A 24,577-nucleotide genomic window follows, 5' to 3' on the forward strand; every position below is an offset into this window, starting at 1 on the left:
GACTGCATCACGACGGAACGAGGACACCATGACGAGAATGCGCGCAGCCATCGTGGGCACCGGCGACGTGGCTCGACTGCACGCCGAGGCGATAGCCGCCAGGGACGACGCGGAGGTGGCCCTCGCCGTGGACCTCGACGCGGACCGAGCTGCCGCCTTCGCGGCGAAGTACGGCATCCCGCGCTCCGCGACCTCGCTGCCAGACGGGCACCTCGACGTCGTGCACCTCTGCACCCCTCCCGCGGGGCACGTGGCCCAGGCCGAAGACGCCTTCGCGCGCGGCGCTCACGTCGTCGTCGAGAAGCCGCCGGCGCTCACCCTCCACGACGTCGACCGGATGGTCGCAGCCGGTGAGGCAGCAGGCAGGCACCTCGCCGTGGTCTTCCAGCAGCGCACCGGCACCGCGACGGCGCACGTCAAGCGCCTCCTCGACGACGGCCACCTCGGGCGCCCCCTCCTCGCCCGGTGCGACACCTTCTGGTTCAGGGACGACACGTACTTCGCCGCGCCATGGCGAGGCACGTGGGCGAACGAAGGCGGCGGGACGACCCTCGGCCACGGCATCCACCAGCTCGACCTGCTCGCCCACCTCCTCGGCGAGGTGGATGAGGTGCACGGCCAGGCCTGGCGTCTCGCGCGCGATATCGAGACGGAGGACGTCTCCACGGCCGTGCTGCGCTTCCAGTCGGGCGTCGTCGCGACAGCGATGACAAGCGCCGTCTCACCCAGGCAGGTCAGCTCCATCCGCATCGACACCGAGCTCGCGACGATCGAGCTCGAGCACCTCTACGGCCACGGACACGCCAACTGGCGCATCACCCCACGCCCCGGAGCGGATGCGCCGAGCAGCTGGGCGTTCCCCGCGGCCGAGCGGCCGAGCGGGCACGACGCCTATATCGACGCCGTCTACCCCGCCCTCGCGGCGGGCACCGCATTGCCGGACGTCGCCTCTGCGCCCGCCAGGTCCATGGAGATCGTTGCAGCCCTCTACGCGTCGAGCGAGCGCTCGGCCGCCGTCGCCCTCCGTGAGGTCAGGGAGTCGGGCGAGCTGCGCGGACCGATGTCCGCGCAGGTGCGCGACGAGCGTCGGTCATGAGCTCCCCCTCCCGCGACGAGCTCGCCTTCGGCCTCGGCACGGTCGTGCACCGCGACCCGAGCGCGCAGCCGATCGAGTCGCCCCGCCCCTACGTGCATCCGCTGCGCACCCCGGCGGGCACCGTCGTGAGCGACTTCCGGCCCGCCGACCACATGTGGCACTGGGGGCTCTCCGTGACCGTCGCGAACATCCGCATCGGCGACGCCGCTCACGACGTCAACCTGTGGGGCGGCGTGACCTGGGTGGATGGTCGAGGCTACTTGCAGCTCGACAACAACGGCTCGCAGACGGTCGACGAGACGCAGACGGTCGACGGCACGCACCTCACGTGGCGCGAGGCCGATGGCTCCGTCTTCCTGCGGGAAGAGCGGATGCTCGACGCGAGCATCCGCGACGTCGACGGGCGCAGCGTCGGCGTCCTCGACATCAGCAGCCGCTGGACGAACCTCCGCGACGTCGAGGTCGCATTCGGCTCGCCCACGACCGCCGGCCGACCGGACGCCGGCTACGGCGGACTGTTCCTGCGACTGCACCCGAACTTCTCGGGCGCACGCCCGCTGTCGCCCCTGCTGCTCGACGACCCGGATGCCACGCTGCACGGCACAGAAGCCGCCTGGCTGGGCCTCGAGAGCGGACCCGCGACCGTCGTCATGGGCGCGCATCCCGAGAACCCGGTCTCCCCCACCCCGTGGTTCGTGAGGAACGACGCCACCCCCATGCTCTGTGCGGCTCCGTTCTTCCACGAGGAGTGGAAGCTGAGGCCCGGCGAGAGCGCGACGTGGCGCTGGCGCATCCTCCTCTCCGACTCGCCCCTCCACGCCGAACGCGTCACCCACCTGCTCGACGAGGCCTGAGCGGCGACCCTCCGTGACCTCCGGAGTTGCAGCCCACGAGCGAGGCACCCGCCCCGCAGACCCCGCGTGCCCTAGCATCGCTGTACACCGAAGGAGGCCCATGGCAGTCAGCGTGCGCGACGTCGCGACACTCGCAGGCGTCTCCGTTGGCACGGTCTCGAACGTGCTGAACCACCCGGAGAAGGTCTCGGAAGCCACCGTCGACCGGGTGCAGTCGGCCATCGAGGAGCTCGGCTTCGTCCGCAACGACGCCGCCAGGCAGCTGCGCGCCGGCGAGAGCCGCACCGTCGGCCTCATCGTCCTCGACCTCCGCAACCCCTTCTTCACGGAGGTCGCACGCGGGGCGGAAGAGCGCGCCGCCGAGCTTGGCTTCTCCGTGCTCGTCGCCAACAGCGACGAGCAGGAAGACCGCGAGCGCACGCACCTCGGCCTCTTCGAGGAGCAGCGCGTGTTCGGGGTCCTCGTCACGCCCATGGCAGCGAACATGCCGCAGCTCGAGCTCCTGCACAAGCGGGGAACCCCGGTCGTGCTCGTCGACCGCGAGAGCGACGACGAGCGCTACCCATCCGTCGCCGTCGACGACCGCACGGGCGGCCGCATCGCCGTCGAGCATCTCCTCGAGACCGGCCACCGCCGCATCGCGTTCGTCGGAGGGCCGATGGAGATCCAGCAGGTCACCGACCGCTCCGAGGGGGCCCGCGACGCAGTGAGCGAGGTGGCCGGCGCGACGCTCGAGGTGCTGGCGACGGATGCGCTCTCCATGTCAGAGGGCCGGCGTGCGGGGCTCGTCCTCGCCGAGCGGGGTGCCGCTGAGCTCCCAGACGCGATCTTCGCCGCCAACGACATGCTCGCGCTCGGGCTCCTGCAGAGCCTCCAGAGCACGAGCCACGCGAGGGTGCCCGAGAACGTCGCCCTCATCGGCTACGACGACATCGACTTCGCCGCCTTCGCATCGACGTCGCTCAGCTCCATCCACCAGCCAGCGCACCTCATCGGGTCCAAGGCCATGGACCTCCTCGTCGCAGCAGCCCGCGACCCGAAAGCCAGCCCCGAGCACATCCGCTTCACGCCCGAGCTCGTGCCCCGCGCATCCACGGCGCCACGCACCTAGCGCGACCCCCGCCCCACGCCACTCCCCACCTCGTCCGCACACCTGGGCCCCGCGCACCTCCCCGCGCCGCCCTGCGTGCGCAGCCCCAAGGTCTGTCGCGGTCAGGGAACAGACTTCGGGCCTGCGCAGTCACGACCGGGCAGAAGCATGCGCAAACCCCAGGTCCGCCGTGAGTGGGGCGGGTGGGGCGGGGCAGGATGCAGACGCCGAGGGCATGGAGGCGGCACAGACGAGCGGATGCCCTCAGGCCAGGTCGAGATCCATGAAGACATCGGCGCGCGAGTAGGGCGTCGGCGCGTGCGCGGAGGCCGGCACGTGCCGGAATCCGACTGACTCGTAGAGGCGAACGGCCGGGGCCAGCGACTGGTTGCTCTCGAGCATGAGCTTCGTGAGACCCTGCTCGCGGGCACTGTCGATGGCTGCCGTGATGAGCATCCGCCCGATCCCCGCCCCACGGGCTTCCGGTGCGACCGCCATCTTGACCAGCTCGGCGACACCCTCGCCGACCCGCAGCAGTGCGACGCAGCCGACGCGCGTCTCGCCGTCACGGGCGATGAGCACCGTCCCACCCTGGTCGACGATCGCTCGCTGCGGGTCGGCGAGCACCGCGCGGTCGGCGTCCTCGAGCGCGAAGAACGTGGTGATCCACTGCTCGTTGAGGGTGCGGAATGCCGCCGCGTCCGCTTCATCCTGCAGCGGGGCGATGGTGATGGTCGTCGTTGTCATGAGCTGAGTCTCGCGAGGCGGGGCCCGCGAGTCCAATACAGATGTGCACGGATCCATAAGCTGGATGCATGGATCTCGAGATTCGCGTGCTTCGATCGTTCCTCGTCCTCGCCGAAGAACTGCATTTCGGCCGGGCCGCGGCCGCCCTGCACGTCGCCCAGCCCGCGCTCTCGCAGCAGATCAAGCGCCTCGAAGCGGACCTCGGGGTCGAGCTCTTCGCCCGCACCTCCCGCAACGTCCAGCTGACAGTCGCGGGCACTGTGCTGCACGAGCGTGCGCGCTCGCTCGTGGCGCAGTCCGAGCGGGTTGCGGACGAGGTGATGCGCGTCGGTCGCGGCGAGCAGGGCCGGCTCGACGTCGGGTTCGTGAGCTCGGCGCTGCCACTCGGCCCCGTCGAGCGCGTCCAACGCTTCCGAGCCGCGTTCCCCGGCGTGCACATCGAGCTCTTCGAGGGATGGACGGCGCACCTCCTCACGAAGGTCGCGCTCGGGGAGCTGGACCTCGCGATCGTCCGCGACCCGGACCCTGTCGATGGCGTGCGACTGTCGCCGTTCCGCACGGAAGGGTTCGTCGCTGCCGTGCCCCTCTCGCATCCGCTCGCCAAGCGCGGCAGCATACGCGCGAGCGAGCTCGCCGGCGACCCCTTCGTGTTCTTCCCCGCAGAAGCAGGCGCGCTGGCGACGCAGCGCAACCTCGCGCCCGTCCTCGCGGGTGGGCGGATGCCGACGATCGTGCAGACGGGCAGCACCTGGATGACGCTGCTGCACCTCGTCGCTGCCGGCATCGGCGTCACGGTCGCCCCCGCCAGCACGGTCCTCGCTCCGCCACCCGGCATCGCCGTGCTGGCGCTCGACGACACCGAGGCGTTCACCGCGCTCGCCTGGGCGTCTCGCGCCGACGACCACAGGCCCATCCTGCGCGCCTTCATCGACGCCGACTGACGCGGACTGGCCGGGGGTCGCCGAGCAGCCGCAGGCGCTCCCGGCAGGCGAGCCCTCCCGGTGGTCGCGCGTATCCTGGACCCGTGACCACAGAGCTCGCGCGCGCCGAGTCGCTCATCGCGACCATCCCGGACTTCCCAGAGGCGGGCATCCAGTTCCGAGACATCACCCCGCTCTTCGCCGACGGCCCCGCGCTCCGCGCCGTCGTCGACGCAGTGACCAGGCCGTTCGCCGGATCCTTCGACGTCGTCGCAGGCGTCGAGGCGCGAGGGTTCCTCCTGGCTGGAGCCATCGCCAACGCGGCCGGCGTCGGCCTCATCCCCATCCGCAAGGCCGGGAAGCTGCCCCGCCCGGCAGCGTCGATCACGTACGACCTCGAGTACGGGACGGACAAGCTGGAAGCGGCGCAGGACCTGCCAGCCGGCACCCGCGTCCTGCTCGTCGACGACATCCTCGCCACCGGCGGAACCCTGCGCGCGGGCCAGCAGCTCCTCGAGCAGCTCGGATACACGCTGGCCGGCACGGCCGTCCTCATGGAGCTCGTCGACCTCGACGGCCAGCAGGTCGCCGGCCCCGTCCACACCCTCTTCGAGGTCTGACGCACAACTCGCCCCGCGGCGCCTCGGAGCCGTGACAGGCCCGAAACATGTGCTGGCTAGCGTTGCGAGCATGTCCCTCCTTGTCACCCACGCACGCCTCATCACGATCCCCACGGGCTCCACGGATGCCGGCTACATCGAAGACGGCTGGATGCTCGTCGAAGACGGCCGCATCGCCGCCATCGGCAGCGGGACGCCGTCCGTCACCGCCGACGAGACCCTCGACGTGGCCGGCAAGTTCGTGGCCCCCGGATTCGTCTCGAGCCACTCGCACCTGTTCACCAGCGGACTGCGTGGACTCGGCGTCGCCGACACCCTCTACGGCTGGTGTGACTCGATGCTCGGCACAACCGCCCACATGACCCCGGAGCAGCTGTACTGGTCGACCCTGCACGGCTCGCTCGACTTCCTCTCGAACGGGGTCACGACCGCCTACAACTTCACCGACCCGCTGCAGGCGTGGGAGTCGATGGTCGACGGGAAGCGGACGGGCACAGCGAGCATCCGCCCCCTCGAGTACCACTATCGCCAGGCGGACGGCACCCTCGACTCCGGCATCCGCTTCGTGGACGCGTCCGGTATGGACGCCACCGTCGGCAGCGACGACGAGATCTTCGCGAGGCTGCAGGCCGAGGTCGAGCACACGAGGGCCATGGATCCGGCATTCGCGCTCGGTTCGTCCATCATGGGCCAGGTGCAGTGGTCGCCGCGGGCCAATTCCGCCGAGCTCGAGGCCGAGGCCATGCGCCGCTTCGGCATCACCAATCAGGCGCACTTCCTCGAATCACCAGAGGCCGTCGAGCACCAGCAGTCGAAGTTCGCCATGTACCGAGATGCTGGCGCCCTCGAACTCGGCCTCATGTTCGGGCACTTCATCCAGACCACCCCGGAGATCATCGCCGAGGCCGCCGCTCGCGGGGCGAGCATGTCGTGGCAGCCGTCATCGAACGGGCGGCTCGCCTCTGGCGTAGCGCTCGTGCCGGAGATGCTGCAGCTCGGGATGAAGGTCGGGGTCGGCCTCGACGACCAGGCGTGCACCGACGTGAGCGACCCGTGGCAGAACATGCGCATGGGCATCTACCTGCAGCGTTCGCGCACGAAGGACCCGCTGTCGATGATGCCCGAGCTGATGCTGCGCCTCCACACTCTCGGCGGCGCCGACATCATGGGGGTCGCCGACCGCGTCGGCTCGCTCGAGGTCGGCAAGTTCGCCGACTTCGTCGTCGTCGACCCGCGCTCCCCCGACGTCGGACCGCTCTGGCACCCGGTGCGCTCGTACGTGCTCGCGATGAACCCGAGAAACCTCGAGGCCGTCTACGTCGGCGGCCAGCTCGTGAACCGGGGCGGCGCATCCACCAACCCCCTCGCCGAAGAGGCATCGGCGAAGCTCCATGAGCTGCCGGCTGCGATCATCCCCCTCCGCGGCCACCCGCACTGAACGACGAAGGGGCCGGGAGGTATCTCCCGGCCCCGACGTCTCAGCCCATACAGTGCGGACGGCTCAGCGCAACGGACTCAACGCCGCGGAACACCCATCCCCATGCGGTCGAGGACGATGTTCTCGATGATCTGCACGAGGTTGTAGGACACCAGCGTGATGATGGTGATGAGCGCGATCGACGTCCACAGCTCGGAGAACTGGGCTTGCGCGTTGAACTTCAGGATCGCGCCGCCGATGCCGGTTCCCGTCGAGAGCCACTCGGCGAGCAGCGCCCCCGTCACGGCTCCGGGCACGGAGACGCGGGCGGCCGCGAAGATCGACGGCAGCGCGCCCGGCATGTTGACCTTCACCAGGCTCATGAGCCGGCCACCGCCGAACACGTGCACGACATCGAGGCTCTGCTGGCTCGCGCGGCTGAGGCCGAACAGGACGCTCGCGAGTGCCGGGAAGACCACCACGATCGTCCCGATCACGGCGACGGAGGCCGTGGTGCCTCGACCGGTCATGAGGATGATGACGGGCGCGATGGAGACGAGCGGGATCGTCCGCAGCAGGAGCACAAGCGGCATGACCCCGGCCTCGATCGCGCGGGAGAGGCTGAACGCCACCGCCAGCACGATAGCGACCGCCATGCCGACGACGAACCCGAGCGCCGAGTCCGCGAGGGTCTGCCCCACGAGGGGGAACAGCTGCGCGCGGTGCTCCGCGGCGTCCTCGGACCCGAACAGGAACTCCCAGACGTCAAGGGGCCCCTTCGCGATGAACGACGAGATGCCGGTGAAGCTCACGACCGCCTGCCAGAGCAGGAGCAGCACGAGCAGCGTGATGCCCGCCGAACCCAGCGAGCGCAGCACCGTCTTCCGGAGGGCACTGCGCCGTTCGCGCACGATCCGAGCCTCGGCGGCCTCATCGTCCGCCGCCTTCGTTCGCGCGTCCTCCACGATCACGGTCATCGCACTGCCTTTCCAGAGACCCACGGTGTGATGAGGCGGATGACGAGCCCGAAGAGCCCGTAGGCCGCGAGCGCGAACACCGCGCACAACAGGAAGACCGACCAGACGCCGGCGGAGTCGAGCTGACCCTGCAGACGGATCAGGGTCGGCCCGACCCCCGCGGTGATGGATCCCAGGTACTCGCCGAGCACGGCGCCCAGGAACGCCGAGGGGACGGCGATCTGGAGCGCGTTGAGGATGGCGGGGAGCGCGGCGACCAGACGGACCTTGCGCATCTGCATCCACGAGCCGCCGCCGAAGACGCGGACGACGTCGAGCGACGCCCGATCCGCCGACTTGAACCCGAGGATGGCGCCGACGACCGTCGTGAACACGCACACGAGCGCCGCGAGGAAGATGGCCGTCTCCGAGGGGTCGCCGGGGCTCTTCGCCCCACCGAGCACCACGATGGAGATGCCGCCCACGGCGACGATCGGCAGGCAGTACGTGACGACGGCGATCTGCGTGATGACCGTCTCGAGGCGGGGGAAGACGAGCACGACGGTCGCGAGCAGCAGCGCGATGCCGTTGCCCCACACGTAGCCGATGCCCGCCGCGGTGATCGTCGGGGCGAACACACCCCAGGTGCCCGCGACATTGCCCTGCACGAACAGCCAGTCGAACACGGCGAGCGGCGAGGGCACCGGGGTGAAGCTCGTCCCATCGGAGGGTTGGAAGGCGGCGAAGGAGACCAGCCACCAGATCAGGATGAGGGCGACCCCGCCGATGAGCGCGGCGAGCCAGCCTGGGATGCGCTCCCTGGCCATGGTCACGCCTCGGCTTCTGCGTGTCCGTGCACGCCGAGGAGCAGCTCGGAGGCGCGGTCGACCAGCGCGTGGAACTCGGGCGTGCGCATCATCTCCGGGGTGCGCGGCCGCGGCAGGTCGACTTCGATGATCTCCTGCACACGACCCGGCCGCGCCGACATGACGGCGACCCGATCGGCGAGGAAGATCGCCTCGCTGATGCCGTGCGTGACGAGCAGCGTCGTCGCGGGCTTCTCCGTCCAGATGCGCAGCAGCTCCAGGTTGAGGTTCTGCCGCGTCATGTCGTCGAGCGCCCCGAAGGGCTCATCCAGCAGCAGCACGGAGGGCTTGAGCACGAGCGCTCGAGCGATCGAGGCCCGCTGCCGCATGCCGCCGGAGAGTTGCGCGGGCTTGGCGTTCGCGAAGTCGCTGAGCCCGACGAGGGCGAGCAGCTCATCGACGTACGCCTTGTCGACCGGGCGCCCAGCGACCTCGAACGGCAGTTCGACGTTCTTGCGGATGCTCCGCCAGGGAAGCAGCGCGTGGTCCTGGAACGCGATCCCCAGCTCGCTGTTCGCACGCAGCTGGTCGGGTGTCTGCCCGTCGACGAGCGCGCTCCCCGCCGTGGGGTGGTCGAGCGCTGCGAGGATGCGCAGGATCGTCGACTTGCCGCACCCCGAGGGGCCGAGCAGCGCGAGGAACGATCCCTTGTCGGTGTGCAGGTCCGTGTCCTGCAGCGCGAGCAGCGATTTTCCGCCGCGCAGGTCGAAGGACTTGGAGACGCCGGTGATCTGGATTCCGGTGCCGGTCTCGGCACCGGAATCCGTTGTTGTGTCGGTGAGGGTCATGAGCTTAGGGCTGATAGTTCTTCAGCTCGGGGTTCTCGGTGTAGATCTCGTCGAGGATCGTCGTGTCGAAGAGGTCGTCGGCTTCGAGCTCCCACCCTGCGGCGGCGAGGGACGCGATGGTCTGCGTCTTGAGCTCGTCCGAGATGGTGAAGAGGCCGTTCGCCTCGGTCTCCGGGGTGGAGATCAGCTCCGCCTGGGCCATGAGGCCGGCCTCGACCTTCGCGGGGTCGAGCTCGCCGAAGGTCAGGTCACCGGCTGCGGCCGACGCGTTGTAGTGCTCGGTCACCTTCGCGACGGTGTCGTCGGTCGGCTGCGTGAACGTGTCGGTCCAGCCTTTGATCTCGGCGATGAGGAACGCTTTGACGAGCTCCGGGTTCTCGTCCAGGTACTGCTCGGTGACCGTGATCGCCTCGGCGACGTACGGCAGCCCGTTGTCCGCGTAGGCGAGGTTCGTGACCTCGTAGCCCTCCATCTCGACCGTGATGGCCTCGTTCGTCAGGTAGGCCATGAAGCCGTCGACTTCACCGTTCATGAGGGGCGTTGGGTCGAAGTCGACGGGAACGACCGTCACCTGGTCCTCACTGATGCCGTTCGCGGCGAGCAGCGCCTTGAAGACGGACGCGTTCGAGTCCTGCACGCCGATCTTCTTGCCGACCAGGTCCTCCGGCGTGGCGATGTTGCCCTTGTCTGTCAGCGACAGGATCGTGAACGGGTTCTTCTGGAAGGTCGTCGCGACGATCTTCAGCGGGGCGTCCTGCTCCGCGACCGCGGCTCCGACGGAGGCGGCGTCGCTGAGCGCGAACTGCACGGAACCGGAGAGGAGCTTGGCGACGCCCGTGTCCGGGCCCGCGATGCCCTGCACCTCGGAGAAGCCCGCCTCGTCGTAGTAGCCGTTGTCGTAGGCGTAGTACTCACCCGCGAATTCCTCGTTCTTGATCCACGAGTACTGCACGCTGATCTCGCCGTGGTCGACGGATGCGCTGCCCGGGGACGACTCTGATGCGCTTGGCGAGCAGGCGGTGAGGGCGAGCGCGGCAGTTGCGGTGAGGGCGAGCGCCGCAGTTGCGCGTCGGCGTGCTCTGGTGAGTGTGTGCATCGGTTCTCCTTGAATGCAATCGGCTAGTCGCGACATTAGGCAGTTCATATTTCGGGGACGGGTTCGCCGGTGTTACGGGCGTGATTCGCGATTCGCCAGACCCGGTCACGGCTGAAGGGCTGCTCGAACGGGCGGCTCCCGAGGGCGCGCGCGATCGCGTTCCCGAGGGCTGGGGCGACCGGGTTGTACGGTGACTCGCTCATGGACTTCGCGCCGAAGGGCCCGAGGTCGTCGCTGGTGTCGGCGAAGTACACCTCGGTGTCTGGCACGTCGGCGAACTGCGGCACCCGGTAGAGGCGGAACACGGGGTTGGCGACGCGGCCGCCGTCGTCCAGCGTCACCTCTTCGTAGAGCGCGCTGCCGAGCCCCTGTGCGACGCCGCCCTCGATCTGCCCGCGACACTGTGCCGGGTTCATGACGTACCCGGCGTCAGCAGCGTGGACGGACTGCAGGATGCGCACCGTTCCGGTCTCCGGCTCGACGGCCAGCCTGACGGCGTGCACGTTGAAGGCGAGCGAGCGGTGCTCGCCGAGCTCGCTGCCGTCGGCGGTGATCTCGCCGCCGTTCTCCTCCGATGCCAGCCGCGCGAAGCCGATGAGCCCGCTTGGCGTCTCGACGCCGTCGAGTGCGAGTTCCACGTCGTCGGGAGACGCCCCGGTGATGGCCGCCGCGCGTTCCCGCATCCGCTCCCCCAGCGAGAGGCAGGCGGCGTGCAGCGCCTTGCCGGCGACGGTGATGCCAGCGGACGCGAACGCGCCCGTGTCGTGCTCGACCGCATCCGTGTCGGAATTCCATAGCTCGAGTCGGTCGAAGCTCGTGCGCAGGTCGGTGACCGCGATCTGCTTGAGCACGGTCGTGGTGCCGTTGCCGAACTCGGCCGTGCCGGTGCGCAGCAGGTACGTGCCGTCGGCGCGGAGCGTCGCCGTCGTGTGCGCGATGTGCCCGAACGGCGCCATCGTGGCGATCATGGCCGCGGCGACCCCCTCCCCGACGAGCCAGCCGGGAGGGGCCTCCTCGCCGTTGCCGCGGCGGAGCGCGTCCTGCGCGAGGTCGAGGCACTGGTCGAACCCGTAGCTTCCCCACACGAGGTCGTCGTGCCCCGGATCGTCGCCCTCGCGGATCGCGTTGCGTCGCCGGAGCTCGAACGGGTCGAGGTCGAGCTTCTCGGCGAGCATGTCCATCGCCGACTCCACGCCGAGGATGACCTGGCCGAGCCCGTAGCCGCGGAAGGCGCCGGAGGGCACCGTGTTCGTGTACACGACCTCCGCATCCAGTCGCCGGAGCGGGACACGGTAGATCGTCGTCGACTCCGCGAGTGAGTGGAAGAGCACGCCGCGCGAGTGGTTGCCGTATGCGCCCGTGTTGCTGAGCACGTCGAGCTGCATCGCGGTCAGCACGCCGTCCTCGTCGGCGCCGAGCGTGACCGACACCCGCATCGGGTGCCTGACGGCGGCGCGCTGGAACTCGTCCGTGCGCGAGAACTCGTACGAGACGGGCCTTCCGATGCTCAGCACCGCGAGCGCGACGAGGTCCTCGGTGAAGATCTCCTGCTTGCCGCCGAACCCGCCGCCGAGCCGCGCGGCCAGCACCCGCACCCGATCTCGGTCCAGGTCGAAGAGGTGGGCGATCTCGTCGCGTGCCAGGAACGGCACCTGCGTCGAGGAGCGGATGACGAGGCGTCCGTCGTCGTCGAGCCAGCCGATCGAGCCGTGCGTCTCGAGCTGCGCGTGCGTGACACGCGCGGTCTGCCACGTGCCGGAGACGGTGACCGCGCTCGAGGCGAACGCCTCGGTGAGGTCCGGGCCCGCGTGGACGCTCGTGATGACATTGCGCTCGGCCTCGTCGACGCGCTCCTCGGGCGTGCGATCCGGATGCACCAGCGGTGCGCCGGGCAGACGGGCTTCCTCCGGGTCGAAGACGGCCGGCAGCGGATCGTAGTCGACGCGGACGAGGGCGCGCGCGGCATCCGCCGCTTCGGCAGTCTCCGCGACGACGGCGGCGACGCGCTGCCCGATGTGCCGCACGACGCTGTCGAGCAGGAGCGTGTCGTCTGGGTCGTCGGTGCGGTGCTCGTGGCGGGCCGACGAGTAGCGACGCTGCGGGACGTCCTCGTGCGTGAAGATGCGCACGACGCCGGGCACGGCAAGCGCCTCAGCCGTGTCGACGCGCAGGATGCGCGCGTGCGCGTGCGGGCTCGTCACGACCCGCAGCACGAGCGCGTCGCTCGCCGGATGCCCGGGCGGCAGGTCGAACGTGAACGGCTCGAGGCCCTGGACGATGCGTCTCGCCGCCTCGGGGACGACGGAGCTGCCGACCGTCTGGAGCTGGGGCTGGGGCTGAGGCTCGGGCTGGGGGTCGGGCGCTTCGTCGGGCTGCGCCCTGGGCTGAGAGGCGGTTTCCGGCAGGGCCTTCGACGCACCGACCGAAGTGGGCAGGCCGCAGGTCTGTGCGCAGGACCCCGCACGCGCGGACCCGCAGATCGCTTCGCGGATGGGCCGGTAGCCCGTGCACCGGCACAGGTTTCCCTTCATCCGCTTGTCGAACTCGTCGAGGTCCGCCTCCTCCAGGGTCGACGCGGTCACGCTCATGCCCGGGCTGCAGAAGCCGCACTGGAAGCCGAACCCCTCCGCCAGCGCCTCCTGCACCGGGTGCAGCTCGTCGCCCGGTGCGAGGCCGGCGGCCGTCGTGACGCTCCTCCCCGCCACCCGCATCGCCGGGATGAGGCACGAGTGCACGGGAGTGCCGTCGAGCAGGACCGAGCAGGCGCCGCAGTCGCCGGCGTCGCATCCCTTCTTCACGGTCATGGACCCGGTCTCCCGCAACAGGGTCCGCAGGCACTGGCCCGCGCGCGGCTCCGCCGAGCGGCCAGTGCCGTCCACTTCGAACTTCACGAGAGTCCCTTCCGGATGCGCTCGGCGAGCACGATGCTCACGCCGCGACGCCAATCTGCCGAGCCGAGCGGGTCACCGTAGTACCCCTGCGCCTCTCCGACGCGCTCGGCGAGCTCCGCCGCGGTCGGCAGCTGCGGAAACGCGAGCACGGTGGGTGTCTGGGTGGCCGCGGTGACAGTGAAGACGCTGCCCCCTTCGGGGTCGACGCGGCCAGTGACGACGGCTCCCGAGCGCCCGTGCTCGGCGAGCGCGATCTTGAGGAGCCGCGCGTGGGAGCGCAGCGCGGCGGCCGGAAGGTGGATGCTGCGGAGCACGTCGCCCGGCCGCAGCACGGTCGTCCCATCCCCCGTCACCAGTTCCGCGACGGGCAGGCGGATGTCGTCGGCGCCCCGCCAGATCTCGGCCGTCCCATCGAGCGCCACACACAGCGAGACCATGCCGGCCGCCGCGAACGCCCGACAGATGTTGCCGCCGACCGTCGCCGTGTTCCAGATCTTGAACGATGCGAGGAGCGCGTCAGCGGCGGCGGGGATGAGCGACAGCGCCGGCCAGTCCACCTGCGACGGGTGCGTGCCTCCCCGCGCGGCGCTCTTCGCCCACGCGACGAGCGTGGCGATGGTGCAGGTCGCCGCGATGCGCAACCCGCCCGTATCCGCCTCGATATCAGGCCAGGCCATTCCGGTCACGTCGACGAAGCCCGTCGTGGCGGGCTGCGGCTCGCTCATGAGCCACGTGCCGCCCGCGAGGATCACCTCGCCCGGCGCGAGCAGCAGGTCCTCGCGGGATCGTGCGACGCGGTACGAGCGCACCGTCGTGATGTCCATCGGCCCTCCCGGTCGTGAGTCGTGCGCGTGCAGCTGACTGAGCGCGAGATCGGATGCTGGGGAGTGAAGCAGACGGCCGTTTCGTCGGTGTTTCGATCGTGGGTCGTGGGATGCGACGACCTTCACCTGCCCGCAACAGGCGCGCAATGGGGCGCGCCTAGCGTTTCGGCATGCGTGGAATTCTGCCGATTGCCGCCGAGTGGGCGCGGGCCGGGCGTCCGTTCGCGATGGCGACGCTCGTCGCCGTGAGCGGCAGCGCGCCCCGCGAGGTGGGTGCGAGCCTCATCGTGTCCGCGGAGGGGGAAGTCTTCGGAAACGTGTCGGGCGGATGCGTGGAGGGCGCCGTCTACGAGCAGTGCCTGGAGGCGATCCGGAGTGGCGCCGTGAGCGTCGAGACGTTCGGGTACAGCTCTGCCGAGGCGTTCTCCGTTGGCCTGAGCTGCGGCGGCGTCATCGAGGTGCTCGTGCGCCCCATCCCGCCCGGAAGCGTCGCCGCCCGGGACATCCTGCTCCTGGCCGAACGCGAAGCGCGTGCCATGCAGGTGACGTACACGCTGCTGGTCGAAGGCGCCGACGTCGGGCGAGGCGTCATCGACCAGACCGCGCCACCCTCGTCGGGAGCCGTGACGATCACCCTCGGGTCGCCGCCCCGGCTCATCCTCGTGGGCGCGGTCGAGTTCGCCGTGGCGCTCTCCCGCATCGCGATCGCCGCGGGCATGCGGGTGACGGTCGTCGACCCTCGCGAGGTGTTCGCGACGGCGGCCCGCTTCCCCGGGGCAGACGTCGTCGTCGCCTGGCCGCACCGCTACCTGGAGTCCGCGGAGGCGGATGCGCGCACCGCCGTGTGCGTGCTCACGCACGACCCGAAGCTCGACGTGCCCGCACTGCGCGCGGCGCTCGCGTCCGACGCCGGCTACGTCGGCGTGATGGGCAGCCGCCAGACGCACGAAGAACGGCTCGAGCGGCTGGCAGCGGAGTCGTCGGGGGCTGGGGCGGGGTCCGGGTCCGGGTCGCTGGAATCCGGGTCCGGGTCCGGGTCCGGGTCGGCCAAGCAACCGGTGTCGGCTGAGCAGCTTGAGCGGCTGCGTTCGCCGATAGGACTCGACCTGGGAGGTCGCTCTCCAGAGGAGACTGCCCTCTCGATTCTTGCCGAGATCGTCGCCGACCGGCATGGCGCATCCGGCCGCCGCCTGTCTGAGCTCTCGGGTCCGGTGCATCGGCCGCTGGACGCTCGCGTCGCATCATGACGGCGTCCAGGCACGGATTGGTGTGCGCATGAGGAGCCGCGTGTGAGCCGAGGCGTGTGGCGGCGCCGAGAACTGCGAGTGCGCTGCGCGCAGACCTGGGGGTTCCGCATCCGAATCGGCGGATGCGGATGCACACAACCCACGTCTGCGCGACCGGGGCAAGACCCCGCACAGACCTGGGAGTTCCGCATCCAAAGCGACGGATGCGGATGCGCACAACCCACGTCTGCACGGCCGGCGCAAGACCCCGCACAGACCCGGGAGTTCCGCATCCCCGACGGCGGCCGCGGAAGCGCACAACCCACGTCTGCACGGCCGGCGCAAGACCCCGCACAGACCCGGGAGTTCCGCATCCGAATCGGCGGCTGCGGTTGCCGGAAGCCGAGGTCTACCCAGGGGCCGCCCAGGGACCCGGGGGTTGCGCATGCGGCGGGGCCAGCGGAGATGCTCCCGGCCCAGGTGTGCGGATGAGCGTGGCCGGGGTCGTGCTGGCGGCGGGGGCGGGGTCAAGGTTTGGCGGGCCGAAGGCGCTGGCGTCTCTGCCCGATGGAACGCCGTGGGTGGCGCTGGCCGTGGAGACGCTTGTCGGGGCCGGATGCTCAGAGGTGCTCGTCGCCCTCGGCGCCGGGCGCGCGGAGGCCTCCGCGCTGGTACCGGCGAGCGCGGCGGTCGTGTCCGTGCCGGACTGGGCGGAGGGCCTCGCTGCCTCAGTGCGCGCCGCGCTGCGTGCCGCCGCGACGACCGATGCGGACGCCGTCCTGCTGATCCCCGTCGACACGCCCGATCTGCCGGTCATGGCCTGCCGGAGGGTTCTCGGTGCGGGTGGGCCGCTTGCCCGGGCGAGCTACGGCGGCGAGCCCGGGCATCCGGTGCTCATCGGCCGCGAGCACTGGATTCCCCTCGCCTCGAGCCTCGCCGGTGACCGAGGCGCCGGCGCGTACCTGACGGCCCGGAGCGCCGTCTCGGTCGAATGCGGCGACCTGTGGCATGGCCACGACATCGACACCCGCCCGGCCTGAACATCCGCGTCTTCTCGGCACGCGCCGAGCAATCTGCGCAGACCTGGGCTTCACGCAACTCAACGGGCCACGCCAGCCGCGCTAGCCCCAGGTCTCCGCGGGGCTCGCTCGCAGACCTCGGGGCTCGCTCGCAGACCGCGGGGCTCGCTCGCAGACCTCGGAGTTCGGCAGCTACGTCGGTGGGACGGGATGCACGAGCCACAGGTCTTCGCGAGGGCGGCGGGCGGAAAGCCCGCTACGCGCCGAGCTGGTCTTCCAGGTTGAAGACCTCGACGAGGGGGGATGCGGCCTGGTCGGCCCGGCCTTCGAGGCCGTCGAAGAACTGGGACATGTCAGCTTCCCAGCGTGCCGCGACGGGCGAGGCGGCGAGGTACGCGTTCGCGGCGGCCTCGTCGTCGACGTCGTAGCTGCCGAAGAGCGTGCCGTCCGGCGCCAGGAACAGCGAGTAGTTGCGTCGGCCGGCCGCCGCGATCTCGGCGAGCATCTCCGGCCACACCTCCGCGTGGCGGCGCACGTACTCGTCGATGTGCTTGGGTGCGACCTTGAGTTGGAATCCGATTCTCGGCATGAGCTCTTCCTATCTGATGAGATGCCACGTTCTGAGCAGTGCCGCGGCTGACGGTGCTGCGGCCGACGGCGCCTGGCGCCCCGCCCCGGCCCGGCCCGCCCCGGCCCGGCCCGGCACAAACATCCGGAAAATGCAGGCTCGTCACGAAACGAAAACGCACTTCCCGCGTGGATGCACTCGAGGGCGGATGCGCAGGGCGGATGCGCGGAGCGAAATGCGCAGACGCCGCGTCGGGAGGTGGCCCCGGCGCGGCGTCTGCAGTTCGGTTCGGCGAGGCGACTGGCGCCCGCCTTCAGGTGTTCAGCTGTTAGAAGCTGAAGTCGCCGATGTTGTCCTTGTCGAAGACGAAGGGGTCGCCGAGCAGGACGGTGCCGTCGGCGCCGACCGTGTACTCGCCGAGCTCGCCTGCGGTGAAGGTGTCGCCTTCAGCGCCGGTGATGTCACCGGCGATGAGTGCCTGGGCTGCGAACGCCGACAGGTAGCCGAGGTCTTCCGGGTTCCAGAGGGCGAACGAGGTGACGGTGCCGTCCTCGACGAACTCGCGCATCTGGTTCGGGGTGCCGAGCCCGGTCACTGCGACCTTGCCCTTGAAGTCGGACGTCTGGATGTAGCGTGCTGCAGCCGCGATGCCGACCGTCGTGGGCGAGACGATGCCCTTGAGGTTGGGGTGCGTCTGGAGGAGTGCCGCGGTCTTGTCGAACGAGGTCTGGTCGTCGTCGTCGCCGTAGACGGTCTCGACGATGGTGATGTCGGGGTACTCGGTGCCGACGTACTCTTCCATCTTCTCGATCCAGGCGTTCTGGTTCGTGGCGTTGGCCGTTGCGGAGAGGATGGCGATCTCGCCGGATCCACCGATCTGCTCGGCGATGAGGTCGATCTGCGCCTTGGCGATGCCGTCGGCGTCAGCCTGGTTGATGAACAGGTCGCGGCATTCCGGGTTGGTGTCGGAGTCGAAGGTGACGACCTTCGTGCCGGCGTCGCGGGCCTCGTTGAGGGCGTCGCAGATCGCCTCGGGGTCGTTGGCGGCGATGACGATGCCGCCGACGCCCTGCTGCGTGAGCGTGTTGATGTAGCTGACCTGCGCGTCTGGGGTCGCCTCGGACGGGCCGACCTCGGCGAACGTGCCGCCGAATTCGGTGGCAGCAGCCTCGCCGCCGACGCTGGAAGCCTCGAAGTACGGGTTTCCGAGGTTCTTGGGGAGGAAGGTGACGGTGAGGTTGCCGGTGTCGCCGCCGCTTGCTGCGGTGTCGTCGCCGCCGGTGGTGCATCCAGTGAGCACGAGTGCTGCACTGACTGCGAGTGCGCCAGCTGCGCTCAGCCGCTTCGTTGCGAGCTTCATGGGGTTTCCCTTCGGGTACTGAGCCGCTCGGTGTTCCGGGCGACGGTTGGGGTGTTGCGTCTAGTTGGAAGTGGTGGTCTTGGTGCTGGTCGTGCCGACCAGCGGCCTGTCCGTTTTGGCGGACTTGGCTACCCGGGGCCGCTTGCGGCGGATCCTGGGGAGGAGGCTCGCTCCGACGACGGAGGCGATGAGGAGCACTCCCGTGATGATGTTGATGACGTCGGAGGTGACGTTCGCGAGGCGCAGGGCGCTGGCGAGGACGCCGATGAGGAGGACGGCTGCGACGACTCCGAAGAGCTTGCCGCGTCCGCCGAAGACGGAGACGCCGCCCAGCACGACGGCCGCGATGACCTGGAGCTCGAGGCCGGTCGCGTTGTCGCCTCGCGCTGAGCCGTAGCGCAGCGTGAAGTAGATGCCGGCGAGGGCCGCGAGGGCGCCGGACAGCACGAACAGGATGAACTTCGTGCGGCCGACGGGGACGCCCGAGAAGTGGGCGGCTTCCTTGGAGAGGCCGATCGCGTAGACCCCGCGCCCGAAGGGCGTGTAGTGGAGCACGATGATGAAGATCGCGAGCAGGATGAGGAACGGGATCATGATGGCCGGCAGGGGCGTGCCCACGATCTTGGCCTTCGCGATGTCGGTCCAGAATTCGGGGAACGACGTGACCGCTGCGGTGCCGAGCACGCCGACCGCGATGCCGCGGAAGAGGGCGAGCGTACCGATGGTGACGGCGAGCGATGGCAGGCCGACCTTGGTGACGAGGAAGCCGTTGAACGCTCCGCCGAGGACGCCGACGATGATCGCGGCGAGGGCGGCGACCTCGAATGGGAGGCCCGCCTGGTAGAGGGCGCCGGTGGTGACGCTGGAGAGTCCGACCATGGAGCCGACCGACAGGTCGATCTCACCGGTGATCATGATGAGCGTCATCGGGAGGGCGATGATGAGCACCGCGGCGACGTCCATGAGCAGGTAGGTGATGGTGATGGGCTGCGAGAAGCCCTTCACGGCGGCCATGGAGACGACGCACACCACGACGAGGAGGGCGACGATCGCCATCTCGCGGGTGAACAGCATCCGCCGCCAGGCTGGCTGCGAGTAGTTCTCGATGGTGCGCTGCGTGGCAGCGGACGACGTTGGGGTCGTGAGAGCGGTCATGATTCCTCCCTCGCTTCGACGAGCTTGCGGGATTGGCGGATGGCGAGGACGCGGTCGAGGACGATCGCGGCGAGGATGAGCACACCGACGACGGCGCGCTGCCAGAAGTCCGGGATGCCGACGAGCGGGAGCACGCGGTTGATGGTCATGAGGAGCATCGCGCCGATGGCCGCGCCCCAGAGGGTTCCGACGCCACCGGTGATGGCGACGCCGCCGATGACGGCCGCTCCGACCGCATCCAGTTCCCAACCGGCTCCGGCTTGGGAGCTGACGGTGCCGTAGCGGGCGACGTAGAAGACTCCGGCGAGCCCGGCGAGCGCGCCGGAGAGCACGAACGCGGTGAGCACGCGGCGCACGTCGGGGAGGCCGTAGAGCTTCGCGGCGTCCGGGTCCGAGCCGATGGCGTAGAACTCGCGGCCGGGGCGGGTGTTCTTCATGACCCAGGCGGCGATGGCGAGCACGATGACGGCGACGATCGTGAGGATCGGGATGGTGAGGATCTGACCGGTGCCGAGCCCGAGGAAGTCGCGGGGCATGTCGCTTGCATTGATGCGGCTCGATCCAGCCCACATGACGTTGATGCCGCGGTAGGCGTAGAGCGTGCCGAGCGTGATCACCATGGCTGGCACTCGCACGTAGGCGACGAGCGCGCCGTTGACGAAGCCGAGGATCGCGCCGAACAGCACTGCCGCGATGACGACGACGGGGATCGGGATGCCGGGGAAGTCGATGAAGAGGCGGCCCGTGAGGAAGGCGGTGAGGCCGATCACGGAGCCGACCGACAGGTCGACGTTGCGGGTGATGAGGACGATGGCCTGGCCGACTGCGACGAGCAGCAGGATGGACGGCGTCAGGAAGAGGTCGCGCCAGCCGTCTGGGCTGAACAGGAAGTTCGGGTTGGCGACGGTCGCGACGATGAGGACGATCGCGAGTGCGAGGAGGATGCCCAGCTCGCGCGCCTTGCCGAAGTTGCCGAAGCGGATGGCCTTCTTGGGCGGCATTGGCGCGCCGGCGGTGGGGTGCGGCCCCTGCGTGGTGGTCGTGGTCATCAGAGCACCACCGTCACTGCGCCGGTCGCGGCGCGCATGACGCTCTCGCTGGTGGCCTGGCTGCGGTCGATCTCCTGGGAGATGCGGCCTTCGTGCATGACGAGCACGCGGTCGGCCATGCCAAGGACTTCTGGGAGCTCCGAGGAGATCATGAGGATTCCCATCCCGGTGCCCGCGAGCTGGGAGAGCAGGCGGTGCACTTCTGACTTGGTGCCGACGTCGATGCCTCGCGTCGGCTCATCGATGATGAGGAGCTTGGGGTTCGTCGCGAGCCATTTGGCGATGACGACCTTCTGCTGGTTGCCTCCGGAGAGGGTGCCGGCGATCGTGTCGAGCGCCTGCGCCTTCACCTCGAGCTTCGTCGCCCATTCGCGGGCTTCGTCGTGCTGCTTGCGGCCGTTGATGACGCCGAGCTTCGTGAGCTGGTTCAGGATGACGCTCGTGATGTTCTCGCCGACTCCGGAGTCGACGACGAGGCCCTGCTTGCGGCGGTCTTCTGGGATGAGCGCGAGGCCAGCCTGCATGGCGGCGACGGGCGATCCGGGCTTGACGGTCTTGCCGTCGACGGTGACACGGCCCGACTTGTACTTATCGACGCCGAAGACGGCGCGGGCGACCTCGCTGCGGCCGGCGCCGACGAGGCCGGCGAGGCCGACGATCTCTCCGGAGCGGACGGTGAAGCTGATGTCGTGGAAGATGCCTGGGCTCTCGAGGTCCTCGACGACGAGCACCGGCTCGCCGATCACGGCCTCCTGCTTCGGGAACAGCTCGGTGACCTCGCGGCCGACCATCTGCTGCACAAGCGCATCCACGGTGGTCTCGCTGATGAGGTTGGTCGCGATGTAGCTGCCGTCGCGCATGACGGTGACCTTGTCGCAGAGCGCGAAGACCTCGTCGAAGCGGTGGGAGATGAACATGAGGCCGCGGCCCTCGTCGCGCAGGCTGCGGGCGATGGCGAAGAGGCGGTCGACCTCGACGCCGGAGAGGGCTGCTGTCGGCTCGTCCATGATGAGCACTCGCGCGTTGAGCGAGACGGCCTTGGCGATCTCGATGACCTGCTGGTCGGCGATCGAGAGGCCCTCGGCCGGGCGGTCGGGGTCGATGTTGACGCCGAGTCTGGCGAAGAGCGCCTTGGCCTCGTCGCGCATCGCTGCGCGGTTGATGCGGCCGAAGCGGTTCGTGGGCTGGCGGCCCATGAAGATGTTCTCGGTGACCGAGAGGTCGGGGAAGAGCGTCGGCTCCTGGTAGATGACCGCGACGCCCGCGGCCTTCGACTGGGCCGTGGATGTGAAGTTGACGTCTTCGCCGCCGAGCTGGAAGGTGCCGGCGTCGCGCTGGTAGAGGCCAGCGACGATCTTGACGAGCGTGGACTTGCCGGCGCCGTTCTCACCCACGAGTGCGTGGATCGAACCGGACTCGACGGCGATCGTGCCGGATCGGAGTGCGACGACGGATCCGAATGACTTCTGCACATCGCGCAGCTCGAGTACGACTTGCGAACTCGTCACGGTGGCTCCGTTCTCTTCGTTGAGTATTGCGGGGTGTTGAGGGAGGTGCTCTGGAATGAGCGTTGTGATCCGCTTGGCGTTCACCGACTTTGTGAATCGTTTCAAGCGACTGGATGTGACACTACGCGACGCTCGCAGAAAACGTCAAGCGGGGGATGCGGACTTGTTACACGGGAGCGTCACGCGCCACCGGGGCTCGGGACCAGCGCGCCCTCCAACCCCAGGAATGCCCGCTCGATCGCCGAGTGGGCACTCTCGTGCGAACCGGCGTTCGTCGCCCACCACGAGAGAGCCTCCGCCATCGTCGCCTGGACGGCCGCGCTCGCCGCCCGCACGACCAGGTCGTCCGGACCGAGGCCCAGCCTGCGCGCCAGGAACACTGCTGTCTCCGCTCGCCACCCCGAGTACGCATCGGGGCGGGACGACAGCTCGGGCGGCATGGCCGCGATGGCGCGGAGCCGGAGACGCGCGGTCGGCTCATCTTCCGCCTCGAGGTCGAACACCCTGCCGACCGCGACCGCGAGCGCCTGCAGCACCGGCAGCTCGGGATCCACCGTGTCGAGTTCGCGCCTCAATGCCTCGTGCCCGCCTTCCGCGCCCTGCCAGACGATGTCGGCCTTGGACGGGAAGTGGCGGTGCAACGTGCGCACACTGATGCCGGCCTCCGCGGCGAGCTGCGCCATCGTGACGTGCCCGTATCCGTCGCGGAGGATGATCTGCAGCATCTGACTGCGGAGCTGGCCGTGATCCGCGGACGCGGGACGACCAGGCCGTCGTGTCTCACTCATAGCCACATTGTTCCTCCTTGCCGACGTCGGAGTATTGACATACTCTGCCAATACTCGCTCAGAACTCAACGTGGAGGTCTCATGCCGTACCCGTTCCCCGACGTCTCGACAGCGCCCATCACCGACCTCATCTCGCTGAGAGGGCGCCGCGCAGTCGTCACCGGTGGAGCACAGGGCCTCGGCCGCGCCATCTGCGAACGGCTCGCCGAAGCCGGCGCCGACCTCCTCATCATCGACCTCGACCTCGGAGGCGCCGAGGCGGCGGCCGAGCAGATCGCGACGCAGCACAAGACACGCGCCATCGCCACTGCCGCCGACGTGAGCCGAACCGAATCCATCGCCGCCGCCGCAGACCTCGCCGCAGAGCAGCTCGGTGGCATCGACATCTGGGTCAACAACGCGGGCATCTTCCCGAACGCGCCCGTGCTCGACATGCCAGACGAGATGTGGGACCAGGTGTTCGCGGTGAATACCCGCGGCGCCTTCCTCGGCTCGCGTGAAGCCGCGAGGCACATGAGCCAGGGCGATTCCGGCGGCGTCATCGTGAACATCATCTCCACGGCAGGATTCAAGGTCGGCTTCCCCGGCATGGCCGCCTATGCGAGCTCCAAGCACGCCGCCAACGGCCTCACGAAGTCACTCGCACTCGACCTCGCGCCGATGGGGATCCGCGTGCTCGGGGTCGCCCCGAGCTACGTGCCGACCGAGGGGAACATCGCCGCAGCCGCAGCCGGGATGGAAGCCGCGAAGGCCACCGGCGTGGAACTGCCAGACCTCGACGTCATGAACCAGAGCCTGATCGGCCGCACCGGCACTCCGGACGACATCGCGCGCGTCGTGCTGTTCGCCGCGAGCGACCTGTCAATGATCATGACCGGTAGCACGCTGCTCGCCGACGCCGGGGAGACGATCTGATGTCCACGGAGAACCAGAACCAGGGGCGCCTTCACGGCAAGGTCGTCATGATGACGGGAGTGAGCAAGGGACTCGGGAAGCAGAATGCGATCGAGCTGGCGAAGGCCGGAGCGAAGCTCTCCATCTCGGCACGCAGCGAGGCCGCGCTCCTCGAGACGGTGGCACTCTGCGAAGCGCAGGGGGCTGAGGTGCTCGGGGTCGTCTGCGACGTGACCGATGTGGAGCACCTCGAGAACTACGTCGCGCGAACCGTCGAGCGCTTCGGCCGCATCGACGTGCTGATCAACAACGCGAACTTCGAAGCAGAGCTCACTCCCTTCCTGCAGCAGGACATCTCGTCGCTTCGCACCGCGTTCGAGGTCGGCGCAATGGCCGTGTGGCGGCTCATGCAGCTCTGCCACCCGCACATGGCCAGGGCTGAGGGGACCGCCTCGATCATCAACCTGGTCTCCGGGGTCTACGAGACCGGGATGGAGGGATACGCGTCCTACGTTCCCGACAAGGCGGCGATCCGCGGCCTGTCCATGGTTGCGGCCCGAGAGCTCGGGGCGAGCGGCATCCGCGTGAACACGCTCGCGCCGGTTGCGCTCACGGACACCATCCTGCACGGCCTCGCGCCCGAGTACTCGGAGTTCGTGAAGCAGCAGATGTCGGTCAATCCGCTCGGACGGTTCGGCGACCCGGCGGCGGACATCGCCCCGGTCCTGATCTTCCTCGCCAGCGACGACAGCCGTTGGATCACCGGCCAGAACTTCAACGCCGACGGCGGGGCTGTCATCCAGGCCTGAGCTCGTCACCCCCGCTCCCCCGAGCAGTCGAGGGAG

Annotated in this window: 23 protein-coding genes; 10 read left to right on the forward strand and 13 right to left on the reverse strand. The window is 69.5% G+C overall.

What is annotated here, in order from left to right; genetic code table 11:
* Window positions 1-28: 28 nt before the first annotated feature.
* From F8O03_RS16985 to F8O03_RS16995, 3 genes are all read left to right on the forward strand, one after another.
* Window positions 29-1,096 (forward strand): Gfo/Idh/MocA family protein, encoded by a 1,068-nt coding sequence (locus tag F8O03_RS16985; RefSeq protein ID WP_151424927.1) that lies wholly within the window; start codon window positions 29-31, stop codon window positions 1,094-1,096.
* Window positions 1,093-1,950, forward strand: coding sequence for a DUF6807 family protein (locus F8O03_RS16990; protein WP_151424928.1), 858 nt, complete (start codon window positions 1,093-1,095; stop codon window positions 1,948-1,950). Before F8O03_RS16985 ends, F8O03_RS16990 begins: the two co-directional genes overlap by 4 nt.
* Before the next feature lie 100 nt (window positions 1,951-2,050).
* A complete protein-coding gene (locus tag F8O03_RS16995; RefSeq protein WP_151424929.1) occupies window positions 2,051-3,061 on the forward strand; it encodes a LacI family DNA-binding transcriptional regulator in 1,011 nt (336 codons plus the stop codon).
* A 243-nt stretch (window positions 3,062-3,304) separates the two neighbouring features.
* Here F8O03_RS16995 and F8O03_RS17000 read toward each other — a convergent pair whose 3' ends face one another.
* Entirely contained in the window at window positions 3,305-3,787 is a 483-nt protein-coding gene (locus F8O03_RS17000; protein WP_151424930.1) for a GNAT family N-acetyltransferase, read from the reverse strand.
* A 68-nt stretch (window positions 3,788-3,855) separates the two neighbouring features.
* On the opposite strand from F8O03_RS17000, the gene F8O03_RS17005 reads away from it, so the two are divergent.
* From F8O03_RS17005 to F8O03_RS17015, 3 genes are all read left to right on the forward strand, one after another.
* Window positions 3,856-4,728, forward strand: coding sequence for a LysR substrate-binding domain-containing protein (locus tag F8O03_RS17005; RefSeq protein WP_151424931.1), 873 nt, complete (start codon window positions 3,856-3,858; stop codon window positions 4,726-4,728).
* An 83-nt stretch (window positions 4,729-4,811) separates the two neighbouring features.
* Window positions 4,812-5,327: an adenine phosphoribosyltransferase gene (locus tag F8O03_RS17010; RefSeq protein ID WP_151424933.1), complete on the forward strand. Its 516-nt coding sequence runs from the start codon at window positions 4,812-4,814 to the stop codon at window positions 5,325-5,327.
* 70 nt (window positions 5,328-5,397) lie between these two features.
* On the forward strand, window positions 5,398-6,765 hold the full coding sequence (locus F8O03_RS17015) for an amidohydrolase family protein (RefSeq protein ID WP_151424935.1): 1,368 nt from the start codon (window positions 5,398-5,400) through the stop codon (window positions 6,763-6,765).
* A gap of 77 nt (window positions 6,766-6,842) precedes the next feature.
* Here F8O03_RS17015 and F8O03_RS17020 read toward each other — a convergent pair whose 3' ends face one another.
* Genes F8O03_RS17020 through F8O03_RS17045 form a run of 6 tightly spaced genes read right to left on the reverse strand, consistent with a single transcriptional unit; the run spans window position 6,843 to window position 14,165 of the window.
* Window positions 6,843-7,721, reverse strand: coding sequence for an ABC transporter permease (locus tag F8O03_RS17020; protein WP_151424936.1), 879 nt, complete (start codon window positions 7,719-7,721; stop codon window positions 6,843-6,845).
* On the reverse strand, window positions 7,718-8,527 hold the full coding sequence (locus F8O03_RS17025) for an ABC transporter permease (RefSeq protein ID WP_151425012.1): 810 nt from the start codon (window positions 8,525-8,527) through the stop codon (window positions 7,718-7,720). Before F8O03_RS17025 ends, F8O03_RS17020 begins: the two co-directional genes overlap by 4 nt.
* Before the next feature lie 2 nt (window positions 8,528-8,529).
* Window positions 8,530-9,354, reverse strand: coding sequence for an ABC transporter ATP-binding protein (locus F8O03_RS17030; protein ID WP_151424938.1), 825 nt, complete (start codon window positions 9,352-9,354; stop codon window positions 8,530-8,532).
* A gap of 4 nt (window positions 9,355-9,358) precedes the next feature.
* The gene (locus tag F8O03_RS17035; RefSeq protein ID WP_151424939.1) at window positions 9,359-10,450 is read right to left on the reverse strand and encodes an ABC transporter substrate-binding protein; all 1,092 of its coding nucleotides are present in this window, start codon (window positions 10,448-10,450) and stop codon (window positions 9,359-9,361) included.
* Between the two features lie 44 nt (window positions 10,451-10,494).
* Window positions 10,495-13,341: a molybdopterin-dependent oxidoreductase gene (locus tag F8O03_RS17040; RefSeq protein WP_151424940.1), complete on the reverse strand. Its 2,847-nt coding sequence runs from the start codon at window positions 13,339-13,341 to the stop codon at window positions 10,495-10,497.
* Entirely contained in the window at window positions 13,338-14,165 is an 828-nt protein-coding gene (locus tag F8O03_RS17045) for an FAD binding domain-containing protein (RefSeq protein WP_151424941.1), read from the reverse strand. Before F8O03_RS17045 ends, F8O03_RS17040 begins: the two co-directional genes overlap by 4 nt.
* 170 nt (window positions 14,166-14,335) lie before the next feature.
* On the opposite strand from F8O03_RS17045, the gene F8O03_RS17050 reads away from it, so the two are divergent.
* Both F8O03_RS17050 and F8O03_RS17055 read left to right on the forward strand, forming a co-directional pair.
* A complete protein-coding gene (locus tag F8O03_RS17050; protein ID WP_151424942.1) occupies window positions 14,336-15,412 on the forward strand; it encodes an XdhC family protein in 1,077 nt (358 codons plus the stop codon).
* A gap of 467 nt (window positions 15,413-15,879) precedes the next feature.
* Entirely contained in the window at window positions 15,880-16,431 is a 552-nt protein-coding gene (locus F8O03_RS17055; protein ID WP_151424943.1) for a nucleotidyltransferase family protein, read from the forward strand.
* A 235-nt stretch (window positions 16,432-16,666) separates the two neighbouring features.
* On the opposite strand, the gene F8O03_RS17060 is transcribed toward F8O03_RS17055, so the two are convergent.
* From F8O03_RS17060 to F8O03_RS17085, 6 genes are all read right to left on the reverse strand, one after another.
* A complete protein-coding gene (locus F8O03_RS17060; protein WP_151424944.1) occupies window positions 16,667-16,999 on the reverse strand; it encodes an L-rhamnose mutarotase in 333 nt (110 codons plus the stop codon).
* Between the two features lie 307 nt (window positions 17,000-17,306).
* Complete coding sequence (gene rhaS / locus F8O03_RS17065; RefSeq protein WP_151424945.1) at window positions 17,307-18,338, reverse strand: rhamnose ABC transporter substrate-binding protein; 1,032 nt, start codon at window positions 18,336-18,338, stop codon at window positions 17,307-17,309.
* Between the two features lie 60 nt (window positions 18,339-18,398).
* The gene (locus tag F8O03_RS17070; RefSeq protein ID WP_151424946.1) at window positions 18,399-19,493 is read right to left on the reverse strand and encodes an ABC transporter permease; all 1,095 of its coding nucleotides are present in this window, start codon (window positions 19,491-19,493) and stop codon (window positions 18,399-18,401) included.
* Window positions 19,490-20,542, reverse strand: coding sequence for an ABC transporter permease (locus F8O03_RS17075; RefSeq protein ID WP_104254724.1), 1,053 nt, complete (start codon window positions 20,540-20,542; stop codon window positions 19,490-19,492). The genes F8O03_RS17070 and F8O03_RS17075 overlap by 4 nt, the downstream gene beginning before the upstream one ends.
* Complete coding sequence (locus tag F8O03_RS17080) at window positions 20,542-22,050, reverse strand: sugar ABC transporter ATP-binding protein (protein WP_104254725.1); 1,509 nt, start codon at window positions 22,048-22,050, stop codon at window positions 20,542-20,544. Before F8O03_RS17080 ends, F8O03_RS17075 begins: the two co-directional genes overlap by 1 nt.
* A gap of 179 nt (window positions 22,051-22,229) precedes the next feature.
* Window positions 22,230-22,838: a TetR/AcrR family transcriptional regulator gene (locus tag F8O03_RS17085; RefSeq protein WP_151424947.1), complete on the reverse strand. Its 609-nt coding sequence runs from the start codon at window positions 22,836-22,838 to the stop codon at window positions 22,230-22,232.
* A gap of 81 nt (window positions 22,839-22,919) precedes the next feature.
* On the opposite strand from F8O03_RS17085, the gene F8O03_RS17090 reads away from it, so the two are divergent.
* Both F8O03_RS17090 and F8O03_RS17095 read left to right on the forward strand, forming a co-directional pair.
* The gene (locus F8O03_RS17090) at window positions 22,920-23,753 is read left to right on the forward strand and encodes an SDR family NAD(P)-dependent oxidoreductase (RefSeq protein ID WP_151424948.1); all 834 of its coding nucleotides are present in this window, start codon (window positions 22,920-22,922) and stop codon (window positions 23,751-23,753) included.
* Window positions 23,753-24,541: an SDR family NAD(P)-dependent oxidoreductase gene (locus F8O03_RS17095; RefSeq protein WP_151424949.1), complete on the forward strand. Its 789-nt coding sequence runs from the start codon at window positions 23,753-23,755 to the stop codon at window positions 24,539-24,541. Before F8O03_RS17090 ends, F8O03_RS17095 begins: the two co-directional genes overlap by 1 nt.
* The last annotated feature ends 36 nt before the right edge of the window (window positions 24,542-24,577 follow it).

The sequence above is a fragment of the Pseudoclavibacter terrae genome, from assembly GCF_008831075.1.
Classification (GTDB): domain Bacteria; phylum Actinomycetota; class Actinomycetes; order Actinomycetales; family Microbacteriaceae; genus Pseudoclavibacter; species Pseudoclavibacter terrae.

What these genes read in the sequence shown, in the direction of transcription:
- F8O03_RS16985 (WP_151424927.1), top strand. Translation starts at nt 29, where the DNA reads ATGACGAGAATGCGCGCAGCCATCGTGGGCACCGGCGACGTGGCTCGA.
- F8O03_RS16990 (WP_151424928.1), top strand. Translation starts at nt 1,093, where the DNA reads ATGAGCTCCCCCTCCCGCGACGAGCTCGCCTTCGGCCTCGGCACGGTC.
- F8O03_RS16995 (WP_151424929.1), top strand. Translation starts at nt 2,051, where the DNA reads ATGGCAGTCAGCGTGCGCGACGTCGCGACACTCGCAGGCGTCTCCGTT.
- F8O03_RS17000 (WP_151424930.1), bottom strand. Translation starts at nt 3,787, where the DNA reads ATGACAACGACGACCATCACCATCGCCCCGCTGCAGGATGAAGCGGAC.
- F8O03_RS17005 (WP_151424931.1), top strand. Translation starts at nt 3,856, where the DNA reads ATGGATCTCGAGATTCGCGTGCTTCGATCGTTCCTCGTCCTCGCCGAA.
- F8O03_RS17015 (WP_151424935.1), top strand. Translation starts at nt 5,398, where the DNA reads ATGTCCCTCCTTGTCACCCACGCACGCCTCATCACGATCCCCACGGGC.
- F8O03_RS17020 (WP_151424936.1), bottom strand. Translation starts at nt 7,721, where the DNA reads ATGACCGTGATCGTGGAGGACGCGCGAACGAAGGCGGCGGACGATGAG.
- F8O03_RS17025 (WP_151425012.1), bottom strand. Translation starts at nt 8,527, where the DNA reads ATGGCCAGGGAGCGCATCCCAGGCTGGCTCGCCGCGCTCATCGGCGGG.
- F8O03_RS17030 (WP_151424938.1), bottom strand. Translation starts at nt 9,354, where the DNA reads ATGACCCTCACCGACACAACAACGGATTCCGGTGCCGAGACCGGCACC.
- F8O03_RS17035 (WP_151424939.1), bottom strand. Translation starts at nt 10,450, where the DNA reads ATGCACACACTCACCAGAGCACGCCGACGCGCAACTGCGGCGCTCGCC.
- F8O03_RS17045 (WP_151424941.1), bottom strand. Translation starts at nt 14,165, where the DNA reads ATGGACATCACGACGGTGCGCTCGTACCGCGTCGCACGATCCCGCGAG.
- F8O03_RS17050 (WP_151424942.1), top strand. Translation starts at nt 14,336, where the DNA reads ATGCGTGGAATTCTGCCGATTGCCGCCGAGTGGGCGCGGGCCGGGCGT.
- F8O03_RS17055 (WP_151424943.1), top strand. Translation starts at nt 15,880, where the DNA reads ATGAGCGTGGCCGGGGTCGTGCTGGCGGCGGGGGCGGGGTCAAGGTTT.
- F8O03_RS17060 (WP_151424944.1), bottom strand. Translation starts at nt 16,999, where the DNA reads ATGCCGAGAATCGGATTCCAACTCAAGGTCGCACCCAAGCACATCGAC.
- rhaS (WP_151424945.1), bottom strand. Translation starts at nt 18,338, where the DNA reads ATGAAGCTCGCAACGAAGCGGCTGAGCGCAGCTGGCGCACTCGCAGTC.
- F8O03_RS17070 (WP_151424946.1), bottom strand. Translation starts at nt 19,493, where the DNA reads ATGACCGCTCTCACGACCCCAACGTCGTCCGCTGCCACGCAGCGCACC.
- F8O03_RS17075 (WP_104254724.1), bottom strand. Translation starts at nt 20,542, where the DNA reads ATGACCACGACCACCACGCAGGGGCCGCACCCCACCGCCGGCGCGCCA.
- F8O03_RS17085 (WP_151424947.1), bottom strand. Translation starts at nt 22,838, where the DNA reads ATGAGTGAGACACGACGGCCTGGTCGTCCCGCGTCCGCGGATCACGGC.
- F8O03_RS17090 (WP_151424948.1), top strand. Translation starts at nt 22,920, where the DNA reads ATGCCGTACCCGTTCCCCGACGTCTCGACAGCGCCCATCACCGACCTC.
- F8O03_RS17095 (WP_151424949.1), top strand. Translation starts at nt 23,753, where the DNA reads ATGTCCACGGAGAACCAGAACCAGGGGCGCCTTCACGGCAAGGTCGTC.